General features: G+C 54.0%; 11 protein-coding genes. 7 read left to right on the forward strand and 4 right to left on the reverse strand.

The features are described 5' to 3' along the window. The first annotated feature begins 80 nt into the window (after positions 1 to 80). The 4 genes from ptsP to gabD all read left to right on the forward strand — a co-directional run bounded on the left by ptsP (position 81) and on the right by gabD (position 7,247). Complete coding sequence (gene ptsP / locus Dvar_RS40840; protein WP_419659209.1) at positions 81 to 2,357, forward strand: phosphoenolpyruvate--protein phosphotransferase; 2,277 nt, start codon at positions 81 to 83, stop codon at positions 2,355 to 2,357. A 100-nt stretch (positions 2,358 to 2,457) separates the two neighbouring features. After that, a complete protein-coding gene (locus tag Dvar_RS40845) occupies positions 2,458 to 4,932 on the forward strand; it encodes a mechanosensitive ion channel domain-containing protein (protein ID WP_419659210.1) in 2,475 nt (824 codons plus the stop codon). Beyond that, on the forward strand, positions 4,929 to 5,666 hold the full coding sequence (nfsA, locus tag Dvar_RS40850) for an oxygen-insensitive NADPH nitroreductase (RefSeq protein WP_419659211.1): 738 nt from the start codon (positions 4,929 to 4,931) through the stop codon (positions 5,664 to 5,666). Before Dvar_RS40845 ends, nfsA begins: the two co-directional genes overlap by 4 nt. 120 nt (positions 5,667 to 5,786) lie before the next feature. Further along, a complete protein-coding gene (gene gabD, locus Dvar_RS40855) occupies positions 5,787 to 7,247 on the forward strand; it encodes an NADP-dependent succinate-semialdehyde dehydrogenase (RefSeq protein ID WP_419659212.1) in 1,461 nt (486 codons plus the stop codon). A 9-nt stretch (positions 7,248 to 7,256) separates the two neighbouring features. Here the strand turns inward: gabD and Dvar_RS40860 are convergent, their stop codons facing one another. Genes Dvar_RS40860 through Dvar_RS40875 form a run of 4 tightly spaced genes read right to left on the reverse strand, consistent with a single transcriptional unit; the run spans position 7,257 to position 11,897 of the window. Further along, on the reverse strand, positions 7,257 to 7,595 hold the full coding sequence (locus Dvar_RS40860; RefSeq protein ID WP_419659213.1) for a LysR family transcriptional regulator: 339 nt from the start codon (positions 7,593 to 7,595) through the stop codon (positions 7,257 to 7,259). Positions 7,596 to 7,612: 17 nt separating this feature from the next. Beyond that, entirely contained in the window at positions 7,613 to 8,005 is a 393-nt protein-coding gene (locus Dvar_RS40865) for a response regulator (RefSeq protein WP_419659214.1), read from the reverse strand. Then, positions 8,005 to 10,662, reverse strand: a complete 2,658-nt coding sequence (locus tag Dvar_RS40870; RefSeq protein WP_419659215.1) for a response regulator — start codon at positions 10,660 to 10,662, stop codon at positions 8,005 to 8,007. Before Dvar_RS40870 ends, Dvar_RS40865 begins: the two co-directional genes overlap by 1 nt. Before the next feature lie 2 nt (positions 10,663 to 10,664). After that, entirely contained in the window at positions 10,665 to 11,897 is a 1,233-nt protein-coding gene (locus Dvar_RS40875) for an HDOD domain-containing protein (protein ID WP_419659216.1), read from the reverse strand. Between the two features lie 433 nt (positions 11,898 to 12,330). Here Dvar_RS40875 and Dvar_RS40880 point away from each other — a divergent pair, with 433 nt between their 5' ends. The 3 genes from Dvar_RS40880 to Dvar_RS40890 all read left to right on the forward strand — a co-directional run bounded on the left by Dvar_RS40880 (position 12,331) and on the right by Dvar_RS40890 (position 14,674). After that, complete coding sequence (locus Dvar_RS40880; RefSeq protein WP_419659217.1) at positions 12,331 to 13,230, forward strand: ADP-ribosylglycohydrolase family protein; 900 nt, start codon at positions 12,331 to 12,333, stop codon at positions 13,228 to 13,230. Positions 13,231 to 13,369: 139 nt separating this feature from the next. Next, complete coding sequence (locus Dvar_RS40885; protein ID WP_419659218.1) at positions 13,370 to 14,257, forward strand: hypothetical protein; 888 nt, start codon at positions 13,370 to 13,372, stop codon at positions 14,255 to 14,257. A 42-nt stretch (positions 14,258 to 14,299) separates the two neighbouring features. Next, a complete protein-coding gene (locus Dvar_RS40890; RefSeq protein WP_419659219.1) occupies positions 14,300 to 14,674 on the forward strand; it encodes a tetratricopeptide repeat protein in 375 nt (124 codons plus the stop codon). Positions 14,675 to 14,685: the final 11 nt, after the last annotated feature.

The raw sequence follows: 14,685 nt of genomic DNA on the forward strand, positions 1-14,685 counted from the left end.
GTAGTACCCACCCATAGAATAGCGACAACCGGGTAAATCGATTATATCACGATATTTTATATAAGAAGGTCAAAGCAGTAATGAACAAAACACGCAAGGATCTGTTAAACATGCTTTGTGACCTGAGCGACCTGTCGGCTCTGGTTACGGGCAGTGAAAATATCGAAAATTTTCTTTACCGCACCGTGCTCCTGGTTTCCAGCCATCTGGGCACACCGGTATGTTCCATCTATTTATACGATGAAGCCACTGACGAGCTGGTGCTCAAGGCGACCGTGGGACTCAATCCCGAATCCGTGGGAATCGTACGTATGGGCTCTGGTGAAGGGTTGGTGGGAACGGTCATGGCCAGCAGCCAGCCGGTTTGCGAGGGGCATGCCAGCAAAAACCCGCGGTTTCGGTATTTCCCGGAAACCGATGAACTGAAATACGAATCCTTTTTGGCCGTTCCCATCAAGAAAGGGGTGGTCAAAATCGGCGTACTGGTGGTGCAGCATACCGAGGCTGATTTTTTTGATACCACGGATATGACGGCCCTCAAGGCCACGGGCGCCCAACTGGCCGCCGTACTGGAAAATGCCCGGTTGCTCATGGATCTGCAACGCATGTGCAGCATTCCCGAAAATCCGGTGTGCAATCTGGGGTTTATCAAAGGCCAGCGGATCTCGGACGGATACGCCTTCGGACAGGCCTCCATATGGCGCAAGGGCCATGTTCGTCTGCTCGCCGAGCCCCGGGAAGAAGAATACGGAAACATGGCCGATTTCCGCCGGGCCATCGCACAGACCGCGGAGCAATTGGACATTCTGCAGCGTCGCTGTGCCGAAAAGTTGCCGGAGAGCGCCTCTTTGATCTTTGCCGCCCACTTCATGATGCTCAAGGATCCCAAATTCATCGACCGGATGGCCGAAATGATTGAAAACGGCCTGCCGGCCACCCGGGCCGTACGGGAGGTCACGGGGCGTTACGTCAACCTGTTTACCGACAGTCCCCACCATTACATTCGGGAAAAAGTCATTGATATCCAGGACCTGGGTGGCCGTCTGCTCAGCAATCTGACGCCGCTCACACCGGACAAAAGCGCCGCGAGCAATGGCCGGGTGGTCGTCGCCGAGGAGCTCTACCCATCGGAACTGTTGAAGCTGTCGGCCGAAGCAGTGGCCGGCATCGTCCTTTCAAGCGGCGGCGTCACCTCCCATGTGTCCATCATCGCCCGTTCACTCAAAATCCCGTTGGTGGTGGTACAGTGTCCGGATCTCATGCATTTGTCCGAAGGGACCCCCATTCTCATCGATGGTGAAGTGGGCAATGTTTATGTGGAGCCGTCGGCGGATATCATCGATCGCTTTGAAGCCCGCAACCAGGCCCGCATCCAGGTAACGACCCAACACGCCCCCATTCAGGCGGGGCTGGCGCGGACCATGGACGGCACACCGGTTGAACTGCTGGCCAACATCAATCTGTTGGCTGAATTGCCCTTGGCCCGGGAGATGGGCGCGGCCGGAATCGGTCTCTACCGCACCGAATTTCCCTTTATGATTCGCCCGTCGTTTCCCTCGGAAACCGAGCAATACATAGTCTATCGCCAGGTGGTCCACGCCATGGCCGACAAACCAGTGGTGTTCCGGACCCTGGATATCGGCGGCGAAAAAACCCTGGCCTATACCGACGCCCCAACCGATCTCAATCCCGAATTGGGGCTGCGCTCCATTCGTTTTTCACTGGCCTACCCGGATATCTTCGAGGCACAGATTCGCGCGATCCTGCGGGCCGCCGCCGGATGCCAATCACTGGGAATCATGTTCCCCTTGATCTCTTCCCTTGACGATTTTCTTAAGGCCCGCCAGGTGGTCACCGATTGCCTGAACCGGCTCAAGGCCGACGGACTGGAGCATCATGACCATCCGTCCATCGGTATGATGGTGGAACTTCCCTCGGTGGTGGACACCATGGCCGAATTTGCCGCCGAGGCCGATTTTTTTGCCATCGGGACTAATGATTTTGTACAGTACATGCTGGGTGTGGACCGCAGTAACAAACATGTGGCCGAGTATTATCGCCCCGAGCATCCGGCCGTGCTGCGGGCCCTTGACAAAGTCGTTCGAATTGCAGGCGAGCATGAAAAACCGATCAGTATTTGCGGGGAATTGGGACACGATGTGGCCATGCTGCCTTTTTTGATCGGCATCGGCATCCACCGGCTGAGCGTCGACCCCCAGTTCATGCCCGGATTGCACAAGCTGATCGCGGGCTTGAGCGTCGATCATTGCCGTGAGCATTCCCGGAAACTGCTGGGTGCCGGCAGCATCGCGGCTGTCCGTAAAATACTGGAGCGGCGACCAGCTCAGGCGGCCTAGTCATCCCGGTCTTTCTCACGCGTGTTGATTCCCGAGGTCTATGGTTTTATAATCGCTACACCCAAAAGGACATTCAATCCATAATCAGGAAGATCGATTCATGCATTTATCCAAGCGCAGATTGATCCCTCGCCGATGGGGGTGGCTGCTCGCCATCCTGATCCTTTTCTCCTATGTCGGACCTGCCCATTGCGAAGAGAATTCCTCACCCGCATCCTCCCCTCGGGACACACCGGCAAGCGGTGCCGTCAGCCTGGCCGACGTGGTTTATAAATCCGGGACACTGGGCCAGCAATTAGACATGCTGAAACGAAAGCTGGAGGAGGTCGACAGTCTGGATCAAATGGCTGACCGACTGAAGCGGGCCAAAACCCAAAGCGATCAATTCCAAAAACGATTGGACGCCATCAACGCCGATGACCTGCAAAGCTACCAGCTGTTGGCATCGCTTAAAAGCGAGGTCCGCACGGAGGCCGTGGCTGTGGAGCGTGTGGTGGAAACCCTGACCAAGCGCATTCAGCGCGTCGAGGAGTGGCGCAAAAACTGGATTACCAAAAAGCAGCGCTGGCAAACCTGGCGTGCCTCCCTTGACGCCGACCCGGCCCTGAAAAGCATTGCCGACGCCCTGGATAGCGCTGACGGAAACATCAACCAGGCATTGGATCTCATTGGCCGAAAGCTGGAGCCCATGCTGCTGGTCCAGCAACAGGCCGGGGAAACCGAAGCCAGGGTGGGCGGGTTGATCAGCCAAATCGATTCCATCATGGTCAAGCAGCGTGGCGGCACCCTGCGCAGCGGCACGTCAACCATCTTCTCCCTTGATTACTTGAGGCAACTGATCGAGTTGACGCACGAGCCTGAAAAAATGATTGGCGCCATGCAGTTGCCCGAAGCTGCCTTCTTTGCTTCCAAGGGATGGGTTGTCGGCCTTCAGGTTTTTACCTTCGTGGCGCTTTTCTCCCTGATCCGCCGCCACCGACCGTTATTGCTCGGCCAGGCCAACCGCCGTTTTCTCGGCAAGCGACCATTTTCGGCGTCCCTGTTTATCTCCATTTTTACCCTGTCTTTCTTTTACACCCCCCAGCCGGAAGCCTGGCGCATGCTGATAGCGGTGCTGGCCTGTATCGCCACGGGCCGAATGGTAACGGCCCTGGTACAAGACGCTTGGGTCAAGCGGGCCATCACCATATTGGTGGTCGTCGTGGTTGTGTTTCAGATTCTTCTGTTCTTGAGTATTCCATTGGCCCTGATGCGGCTGTTTCTTCTCGTCTGGACCGTGGCCGGCATCATCTACTTCGGCTGGCGTGCACGCCAGGCGACAACCACCGACAAACCGCCCTGGCAGGTATGGGGCATCCGGCTGATCGTACTGGCCTTTGCCGTCATCGCCGTGGCCGATATCATCGGCTTCAGCGGATTTGCCGTTCAACTCATGGACAATTCCCTGCGCACGGCCGTCCTGCTGCTCATGGGGGTGGTCATGATCCGGGTCGCCAGGATGGCCTTGGAAATGGCGGCCGAGTTCTTTCCCATGGGCCGGCTGCATTTTTTACGAACCAACGCCAATGTTATCCTGTCCCGCCTGATCATCGCCGTCAACTTTGTCATCGTGACGTTTGTGGCGGCCCATCTTCTGGTCGCCTGGAGAATCTATGCCTTTCCCACCGAGGCGATTCAGTCGGTCTTCGGTTTCGGTATCGGTGTCGGGGGACGTGAGATCACCGTTGGCCTGGTGCTGACGGCCGGCCTGATTCTTTATGGAACCTTTGCCGTGTCCTGGGCCGTGCAAAGTCTGCTCATGGAAAATGTGCTCAGCCGCGGTCAAATGGATACCGGTGCACGCCTGTCCATTACGCGCCTGGTGCACTATGCCCTGATCCTGGTGGGATTTCTCATCGCCCTGTCCGCCATGGGGTTTGAGCTGAAAAACGTCACCATCATCGGTGGTGCACTGGGTGTCGGGATTGGGTTCGGCATGCAGGCCATCGTCAACAATTTTGTGTCCGGTTTGATACTGCTGTTCGAACGGCCCATCAAGGTGGGCGACGTGATCCAGCTGGGCGACGGCCAACAGGGACGGGTGACCAATCTCGGGCTAAGGGCCACCACCGTGCAAACCTTCGACCGGGCCGAAATCGTGGTTCCCAACGGTGATCTGATCTCCAGCCAGGTCACCAACTGGACTTTGGAAGATCGCAGCATGCGGCTGATCATCCCCGTTGGCGTGGCCTATGGGTCGGATGTGGAGGCCGTGATGCGGGTGCTCCTGGACGTAGCCAGGCAAAGCGAAAAAGTTCTCAAGGAACCGCCCCCGGTGGTATTGTTTCTCAATTTCGGCGATAGTTCCCTGGATTTCCAACTGCGCGTCTGGATCGCCGATTTTGCCGAGCGCCGGTTCATCCAGAGCACGTTGATCCAGGAAATCGACCGCCGGTTCCGCACCAACGACATAGAGATCCCTTTTCCTCAGCGCGATCTGCATCTGCGCAGTGTGGATGACAACGCCGGTAAAGGGTTGAGGGGCGAGACGCAGCCACTGGTCCAAACACCCATACCGCAAGGGAGCGAGACATGAATCCGATGATTGATTTGATGCGATCCCACCGTTCGATCCGCAAATTCAGCGACCGGGCGGTGGACGATGACACCCTGAGGACTATCGTTGAAGCGGCCCAGTGCGCGGCCACGTCTCATTTCGTACAGGCCTACACGGTCATCTGTGTAAAAGACCAATCCACGCGGCAAACCATTGCCCACCTTGCCGGCCCCCAGGTGTGGGTCGAACGGGCGCCGGTTTTTCTGGTTTTTTGCGCCGATCTGAACCGTCTGGAAAGCGTCTGTCGGCAGCGCGGCGCAAAAATGGAAAAAGGCTGGGCCGAGCAGTTTGTCACCGCCACCGTGGACGTGGCCCTTCTGGCCCAAAACGTGCTGCTGGCCGCTGAATCGTTGGGGATGGGCGGTGTTTTTATCGGCGGCATCCGCAATGATCCGCAAACGGTGTGCGATCTTTTGGCCATCCCCGAGCAGGCCTATCCCGTGTTCGGCATGTGCCTGGGATGGCCGGCCCACGACCCGCCCCCCAAGCCCCGCTTGCCCGTCGAGGCGGTACTGTTCACCGACCGCTATCCGGATGCCCATGATCGTCAAACATTAGCGGCTTACGATCGCACGATCAATCATTACTACCTGAACCGCAACGACAACTTAAGGGATGAAACCTGGACCCGCCAGATGGCTGACTTCATGAGCCGGATCATCCGGCCGCAGATGAAAGTGTTCTTGGAAAAAAAAGGATTTTTTCTCAAGTAGTGTCCGTCCCAGCCGATCGTCAGCCACCTTTTGACTTGAAATTTCAATCTACCCGTTTATTTTTGGAAGGACATGTCATCATTAACATGATCTCTCCTGATGAAAAGGAGTTACTGAACAATGAAAACACTCAATGACAGCAATCTGCTGCGTGGCCAGGCTTGGATAAACGGCCAGTGGATCGATGCGGGTTCAGGTAAAACCATCACCGTGACCAACCCGGTCGACGGCAGTATTTTAGGCCGTGTGCCATCACTATCGGCCGCAGAAACGCGCAACGCCATCCACGCGGCGCAAAAAGCGTTGGATGGGTGGCGGCGACTGACAGCCAAGGAGCGATCAACCCGACTAATGAAATGGTATGATCTGATGATGCAGCACCAGGAGGACCTGGCGCTCATTCTCACCAGCGAGCAGGGCAAGCCCCTGGCCGAAGCGCGGGGAGAGATCGCCTATGGGGCGTCTTTTGTACAGTGGTTTGCCGAGGAGGCCAAACGGGTCTATGGTGACACGATTCCCGCAGGCTCAATGGACCAACGCATCATGGTTATCCGGCAGCCTGTGGGGGTATGCGCGGCCGTAACCCCCTGGAATTTTCCGGCCGCCATGATCACCCGCAAGGTAGCCCCGGCCCTGGCCGCCGGCTGCACCATGGTGGTCAAACCGGCCAGCCAGACACCGTTGACGGCCCTGGCCCTGGCCGAGCTGTCCCACCGAGCGGGCCTGCCCGATGGTATCTTTAATGTCATCACCGGATCAGCCGCTGAAATCGGTGCCGAGCTGACCGCCAACCCCGTGGTTCGTAAGCTGAGCTTCACCGGCTCCACCGAGGTGGGCCGCCAACTGATGGCCGAATGCGCTCAGACGATCAAAAAAGTCTCCCTGGAACTGGGGGGCAATGCGCCGTTCATTGTCTTCGATGATGCCGATCTGGCGCAGGCCGTGGCAGGGGCCATGATTTCCAAGTATCGCAATTCCGGCCAGACCTGCGTATGCGCCAACCGGATTTTCGTTCAGTCCGGTGTCTACGACAAATTCTCTCAGCAGCTGGTGGATGCCGTAGAGAAGTTGAACGTCGGCAGCGGTATGGAACCGGATGTACAGCAGGGGCCGCTCATCGATCAGGCCGCTCTGAACAAAGTCTCGCGGCACATCGACGACGCCCTTGCGCGAGGCGCCAAACTGCTCACCGGCGGCCGGCCGCATGCCCTGGGCGGCACCTTTTTTCAGCCCACGGTGCTGGCCGACGTGGATGCTGACATGAGCGTGGCCGTGGACGAAACCTTCGGGCCGGTGGCGCCATTGATCCGCTTTGATGACGAAGACGACGTCATCCGCATGGCCAACAACACCCCTTACGGCCTGGCGGCCTATTTCTACGCTCGCGATTTAGGACGCATCTTCCGGGTCGCCGAGGCCCTGGATTACGGTATGGTGGGCATCAATACCGGCCTGATCTCCACCGAAGTGGCGCCTTTTGGAGGCGTAAAACAGTCGGGCATCGGCCGCGAAGGCTCGAAATATGGTATTGATGAGTATCTGGAGATGAAGTATCTGTGCATCGCCGGTATTCACGGCTGAGGCTTACCATCATTTGAATTCGTTGCCGACCTTGGGCCGTGTCACGGTAATTAGAATGTCAATCTCTCGTTTGGAAAGGCTGTAATACATGGGAACGGGAATCAATTCCACATCCAGGGCGGGATGACGATCTTGAAACCGGCTGAGCCAGGCGGCCAGGTAACAATTGCCGATCCCGTCGGGTGTTCCGATCCGAATGCATCCCGATAACTGCTTATCCTGCCCCGAAATCCGTTCTTCGAGACGGATCGTTGTGCTTTCCAGCCTCTCGGCATAGGGAAGCAGTGCCTCGCCTGCCGGAGTAATCTGGCACCCCTTTTCCGTTCGAAAAAAAAGCTGCGTCTGCAATGCCGCCTCCAATGCCGCTATTCGGAAGCAGGCGAACAAAGCGCCTGGATTTTTTCCAACAAAGTTGCTTTGCGTATGGGCTTAACCAGGAAGGCATCACATTTCTTACGGCTTTTGACCACATAATCAACCTTGCTGTGGGCGGTGACCATAATTTTTTTCGACGGTGAGATACCGTTTTTCTCTTCCAAATCACAAAAGCGGTTCAACAAATCCAAACCGGTAATATCTGGAAGCTCAATATCAATCGTCACCAAATCGTAGGGCTGGTTTTCGTTGATGGACCGGACAAAATGCTCAGTGGCCTGAACCCCATTGACCGCCGTATCGCAGTGTCCGACATTGGTCAACATCAATTCAAGTTTTGTCAGAGCAATGGGCTCATCGTCGATTAGTAAAATTCTCATCATCACCCTTTCCATTGGGCTATAAAGGCCTTGAAAAGAACAAATTGTTGTTCAAGATCATCGAAACCCGCATTTAATGTTACTGCGTTTGCGTCGGGGCTGATTTTCTCCAGGTGTGCAGCCGCTTTGGATAAAGGCGCGGCTTCAAGGGTGGCCGCCCCGCCTTTGATGGAATGCGACTCCTTGCGGATGCATTCCCTGTCTTCGTCAGCGATCGCCTGCCGAATCATCTGCAGTTGTCCGGCCACGTTGTCAATCAACTGATCCGCCACCATTATCACGGTATCGGCATCGCCGAACTCATCCACGGCAATGGTAACATCCATGACGGCCACTTCATGATCCGGCTGAGGAAGGGACACCGATGGTGGCGCTGCAGGCGCATCAGATGCATTTTCCTGTTTGCTACCCGCCTGATCAACCCATTGCTTTACCGTATTGATCAACTGATGCCGATGTACGGGTTTGATCAGATAGCCGTCCATACCGGCATTCAGGCATCTTTGTTCATCACCTTTCATGGCATTGGCGGTCAGCGCGACGATGGGGATGTGGCCGCCATCGCTTTTGGCCGTTTCGATTTCACGGATTTTTTTTGTCGCATCAAGACCATTTAAAATCGGCATCTGGACATCCATGAAAATCAAGTCATAGGCCCCGCGGCCAAAGGCGTCAACCGCCTGTTGGCCGTCTTCAGCCAAATCGACGGTAAATCCAGCGGCGGTTAAATGCATGTAAGCCACCTGTTGATTGACCAAGTAATCATCGACGACCAAAATATGACCACGATAGCCTTGCGCTAAGGCACCATCCTTGGCCCCCTCCATGCCGCCGACGGAGGACCGCTTTTGCGTTTGTGCACAGGGATCCGTGACCGGTCCCGTCAGTTGCTCAACAATTGTTTTAAGCTCTGCGCTTTTCACCGGTTTGGCAAGCACCGCATCAAACCCGAGGGGCGCCCCCCTGTCTCCTGTTATCACCGACCTGAGGCTGGTAGTGGCGATAATGGGCGTTTTTGCGTAAGTCGGCATCTTACGCACATGATCTTGCAGTGTTCTCCCGTCCGATACGGAGAACTGAATATCCATGATAATTGCACGGATCGGTTCCTCACCGGCCCTTTCGCTGAGCGCGGCAAGCGCCGCATTGCCATCCGCTGCGGTAATCGAGGATATTCCCAAGTCATCGAGATAGGTTGACAAGATCCGGGATGTAGTGGCACTGTTAACGGCGATGAGGATTGTCAGGTCTTCCTGGTAACAAGGCTTAACAACATCAGTTTGAAATTCCTTTTCAAGGCCGAAAGTGGCCGTAAACCAGAATGTGCTTCCTGAGTCGACACGACTGTCCACACGAATTTGCCCCCCCATCAATTCAACTAGCTGCTTACTGATGGTTGTCCCCAGCCCTGATCCACCATACTGACGGGTCGTGGAATTGTCGGCCTGACTGAAACTCGAAAAAATCCGGTCCACTTTTTCCGGTTCAATGCCGATCCCGGTGTCAATCACGGCAAAACGCACGACAACGCGGTCGTCTGTTTGGTCCGACAGGTTGGCCTCAATAAGAATTTCGCCCGTATGGGTGAATTTTACCGCATTGCCGGCCAGATTGAGAAGAACCTGACGCAGGCGTACCGGGTCCCCGATCAACACATCCGGAACAGCCGGGTCAACAAAGAGATTCAGGTCGACCCCTTTTTCCGTAGTCTGAAAAACAAAACTCTCTGCGACTTCCTGCATCAATGTACGCGGGTCAAAATTGATCTGCTCCAGTTCTAATTTTCCCGCCTCGATCTTTGTGAAATCAAGCACATCATTGATTTGGCTTAGCAGAGAAAAGGACTCACGGCCGATGATTTCAATGATGCGGCGTTGACTGTCGTCCAGGTTCGTGGACAAGGCCACTTCGGTCATGCCGATGATACCATTGAGCGGTGTCCTGAGCTCATGACTCATCTTGGCCAGAAAATCCCCCTTGGCCTGGCTGGCGGCCTGGGCATCTTTGGCCAACGCATTGGCACGCTCAATGGCCGCCTCCAGTTTCTTTTGGGAGGCGATCAGTTCCCGGGTTCGTTCGGCAACCTGCTGTTCAAGCAGGGTGCTTTGGTTTTTCAGCAGTTCCGTGTGGGCCATGCTTTCCGCCGCATTGGCCACATGCAACAAGATGATGGACAAAAGCGTCATGGCCGTATCCGGCAATGCAGTGTGGTCGGCGGGTAAACGTCCGCCAAACATCCCCTTGATTTGATTGTGGTTGGCAATCACATGCAACAGATACTGCCGGTGATGGTCTTTAGCGGAGATCGTGACGCCGCGGCGTTCCCTAATGGCCCAGGCGAAATAGCCTTCATCGATCATAAAGGCCACATCCTGCTGAATCTTGTCGGCCATGTGATCGGGGTATAAAAAAACCGGCTGGAATGAAAAATCCGTTTCATCAACCATATAAAACGCCATCACCTCAAAAGGAAAAATCGTATCGATGCGTCGCTTGGCTTCCGGCAAAAGGGTATCAAGGCAATAGCTGTCGCCGCCGATTTCAGTATAGAAATCCTCCAGCGAGAGAACCATCTCCAAGGCATTCTGGATATATCGCCGATTGTCCTCAAGGTAGGCGATACGGGCCTTCAGGGTATCGATCTCGCTTGTAGACGGCATCTTTATCCCCCGGTTTGAAAAATCGTTGAAAGAAAATCCAAATGGTGAATCGCCTGGGGAATAATCTTAGAAAGGGCCTGGGGAGAAATCCGCAACTTATCCCAAACATCTGTGTCCAGCGTTGGCAATCGCCATTCACCGCTTTTCCCCTCGCCCAGGCTATGGGCAATCATGTCCGCTAAATGGATCATACCGGCTTTGACCGGATCCTGGGCCGCAGCGGGGCGGTGATGGAAGACCACATTCTGAATCAACGTGACAGGAAATTTCCATTTTTCAAACAGATCGGCGGCAATGTCTGTATGCCGAAACCCAAGGGTCTTTTTTTCACTATCGATCAGGGATACCGCATCACCGGATTGTGCCGACAGCATCAATACCGCGGCTTGGGGATAATATTTGAAAATCACCAGTCGACCAATGTCGTGAAGCAGACCGGAGACAAACATCTGTTCGGTATTGCGGATATTTCCACTGGCCGCCAGAATACGGGACAGCACGCCACACGCCAGGCTGTGTTGGGTAAAAGCGCGCATGTCAAACACCGTTTTGGGAATATCCTTAAACACCTCCATGGTGCTGATACCGACCGCCAGCGCCGTGACCTCTTTGGATCCAATGATGGTCACGGCTCGGGCAACACTGTCAATCCGCGACGGAAAGCCATAAAAGGCACTGTTGACGATCCTGAGCAACAGCGCGGAAAGCCCGGGACTTTTTGAAATAACCTGGGCGATGTCATCTGCCGATGAAAAGGGGTCGGCAATGGTATCGTTAAGCTTGAAAATAATGGACGGTATTTCGGGCAGTTTAATATCGCGTTGGCTGATTTTTTTACGCAGTTCCGTTCCTGTGGAACGGATGGGCTGACGCACGCCATCCCGACCGATGGCGGTGGTCTCATCAAAATGGTCCGTCCGGCGGCTGCGATGAAGGATGGCTTGGCGAAATATCTCCGCCACCGCCGGGTGGGTGAAATCGTTTTCTGCAAAAAAATTTTTCAGTTTCTCGGCCACTTGCCGCATCAATCCAGGGTCCAACGGTTTGTCGGTTTCAGCGGTCGCGTCGTCGCCATGGGTCACCGACACCTCCGGAACCCCCCACATCTTGAAAATATTCACATGACTGGCCGTGATGGCCTTTCCCTCGGCAAGCAGCAAACGCCCGTTACTGTCCAGCACGTCAGCGGCGAGCACCATTCCTGGTTTTATACGATCGGTAGAAACAAAGGGCATGGTTGATCCCGTAGTTGATCTAAAATTATCGTTCTACAATTGTTTTTGGTTGTTACCGGTGCGATCTATGTGGCAGTCAGAAATGACCCGTTTTCCTGTTTCAGACCAGGCACTACCTAGTGTCCGTCCAGAAATAGGAAAATTGGGTTGAGATCAAGGCGCCCGAAAAATTTAACCACAGGCATATAGTTGATATTCCGAGGATTAAATTTTTCGCGCAACGCCGATATCGGGCAAATTGGCCATTTCTGGATGGGCACTACCTAATTATTATCGCGCTTCAATCACCAAACTTTAGCATCCCCGTATCTGCAAAACATCTTGAATCAATTGGACAAGTTTATGGGACAGATAATGATGGGCATTTGAAACCGATAAAATCGGGTTTATTTTATTGAATATTACCAACCCACACGATCATTAGGAGGAAACCATGACCGATAATCGCAACGCAGCTGTTTGGGGAGCATTTGTAGCCGATGCACTCTCGCTGGGTGTACACTGGGTTTACAACACCGGCGTAATCGACAAAAAATTTGGCCGGGTCGAACATTACCATGATCCGCTGACCTCTTACCATAAAGGCAAGAAAGCCGGGGATTTCACCCATTACGGAGACCAGACCCTGGTTTTGCTTGAAGCGGTCTGCGCTAAGGGCGGGTTTGACGGGCAGTATTTCGCCGAACGTTGGAAAGCGTTCTTTACCGATTACAACGGCTATTTTGACAAGGCCACCAAAACCACATTGGAAAATATGGCAACCGCGGAAAACATGACTGCCAGCGGTTCACCATCCGATGACCTGGCCGGCGCCGCACGCCTGGCCGCGCTGCTGCCGGTTTGTTCAGATGACTTGGCGTTGTTTGTCGAGGCAGCCCGTAAACAAACGGCGATCACCCATAATAACGATCCGGTCGTTACCAGTGCCGATTTCTTTGCCCGCGTGGTGGATGCGACGTTGAAAGGCCAGCCCCCCGTAGAAGCGATTGAAACAACGTTGAAAACCGATTTTCGTGACAGCGACATTGCACCGCTAATCACCATGGGAATGGACAGTCGCCAGCGCGATACCCGCGAAGTGATCGCCGAATTTGGCCAGATGTGCAGTGTCGAAGCCGGTCTGCCCGGTGCCATCCACCTCATCTGTCGCTATCCGGACGCGTATCAAACCGCGATGGTGGAAAATGTAATGGCTGGGGGCGATTCCTCGGCGCGGGGTATGCTGGCGGGAATGGTATTGGCTGCTGCCCACGGCATGTCAGCAATTCCCGAAGAATGGATATCACAGATGACCGCTGGAAAACACATCGCGGAATTATTGAAACAGTGCTGAAGCCGGATACTGTGGGGCAGTATCCATTGACATCACCGCAATTGACATTTAATAGGAAAAATGGCCTTTAGTTGACTTATCCGATTTCTTACAATATAAAATTTATTTGGGTTATTAGCACAAGGCTAACCATTAAGAATTGAAAGAAAAATTTATCATTTCATATATTTTAAAGTTCACACTGCCCCTAGTATTGATCCTGGTTTCAATTGCTGTGGCCGATGATACGTTGCTTCAGGTATTGGAAAAAGGCCGTATCAATTGGAGCACCCGCACAGCTACGGTCAAAGGAACGGGGGGCTCCAAAGCCACAGATGAAGGTTTGTCACCAACAGCATTATCAGATGGGTTGGGCGCCGCTCGGGTCAACGCCCAAGCGAATCTTCTGGAAACAATCAGTGCCATTCGCATTGATACAAAAACGAGAATTGCGGATCGTATGGCCCAGAGCCCTGACTTTTCTGATGGGCTGGCCACCCTGGTTCAACATGCAAGCATTACCCATCAGGAGTATTTTTCTGATGGGACCGTGGAAATTGAAATGACCATGAAGCTGAGTGGCGGATTTGCTCAATTCGTGCTCCCTGAAGAAATTCAACAAGTGGATTCAATTACCGCTACAACCAGGGCGACAGAAAATCCGGTCATACCGTCCCTGAAAGATGACACCCAACCCTATACGGGCCTTATTATTGATGCGACCGGCATCGGCGCCAAGCCTTCCCTGGTCCCGTTAATCGTCGATGAATCGGGTGAAATCGTGTATGGGCCGGCGTTTGTCAGTCGTGAAATTGCTGTATCGCGGGGGATGAGTGGCTTTGCCGCAACGTTGGCCGCCGCGCGCAGTGATAAACGGGTGGGAAAAAGGCCAATGATTGTGAAAGCAATCCGTACCCATCAAAAGGGGACTACGGACTTGGTAATTTCCAATACCGATGCGGCCCGATTGCGTAGTTCAGTCGTGTATCTGAATTTCCTAAAGGCATGCCAGGTCAGTATTGTCATGAATTTGGAAACAGGATCATAGCTATTGTCCATAACCACATGAAACCGATAACAAGGAAATGACATGATCCAACGCAGTACGTTAATTCTATTGTTTTTGTTTGTCTGTATTGTTTGTGCATGTGGTCCGGACACCATTTTTCTGCGACCTTCGCTGGATACGCCGGCGCAACACGTAAAAAATGGCCATAGCCTGCTCTCATTCGGAAAAGTCGATGCAGCCAATGCCGAATTTATTCGTGCAACAATCCTTGATGGGAACTATGTACCCGCCTATGTTGGCATCGCCCTGGTGCAGGGGCGTCAAGGCAATATTGATGAAGGATTTAAAACCTTGGATTGGGCAAAAGGATTGACAACGACACCGGAGGACGAGGAGGCGGTGAATCAAGGGTACAAGCAATTGGCTGAAATGCAGCAGCCTCAGGAATCGCATTAGTGTTCATCAAT

This window comes from Desulfosarcina variabilis str. Montpellier (genome assembly GCF_048565275.1).
Classification (GTDB): Bacteria; Desulfobacterota; Desulfobacteria; order Desulfobacterales; family Desulfosarcinaceae; genus Desulfosarcina; species Desulfosarcina variabilis.

Bases quoted from the DNA above. Each gene is read 5' to 3' on its own strand.
- ptsP (WP_419659209.1), top strand. From the start codon at position 81: ATGAACAAAACACGCAAGGATCTGTTAAACATGCTTTGTGACCTGAGC.
- Dvar_RS40845 (WP_419659210.1), top strand. From the start codon at position 2,458: ATGCATTTATCCAAGCGCAGATTGATCCCTCGCCGATGGGGGTGGCTG.
- nfsA (WP_419659211.1), top strand. From the start codon at position 4,929: ATGAATCCGATGATTGATTTGATGCGATCCCACCGTTCGATCCGCAAA.
- gabD (WP_419659212.1), top strand. From the start codon at position 5,787: ATGAAAACACTCAATGACAGCAATCTGCTGCGTGGCCAGGCTTGGATA.
- Dvar_RS40865 (WP_419659214.1), bottom strand. From the start codon at position 8,005: ATGATGAGAATTTTACTAATCGACGATGAGCCCATTGCTCTGACAAAA.
- Dvar_RS40870 (WP_419659215.1), bottom strand. From the start codon at position 10,662: ATGCCGTCTACAAGCGAGATCGATACCCTGAAGGCCCGTATCGCCTAC.
- Dvar_RS40875 (WP_419659216.1), bottom strand. From the start codon at position 11,897: ATGCCCTTTGTTTCTACCGATCGTATAAAACCAGGAATGGTGCTCGCC.
- Dvar_RS40880 (WP_419659217.1), top strand. From the start codon at position 12,331: ATGACCGATAATCGCAACGCAGCTGTTTGGGGAGCATTTGTAGCCGAT.
- Dvar_RS40890 (WP_419659219.1), top strand. From the start codon at position 14,300: ATGATCCAACGCAGTACGTTAATTCTATTGTTTTTGTTTGTCTGTATT.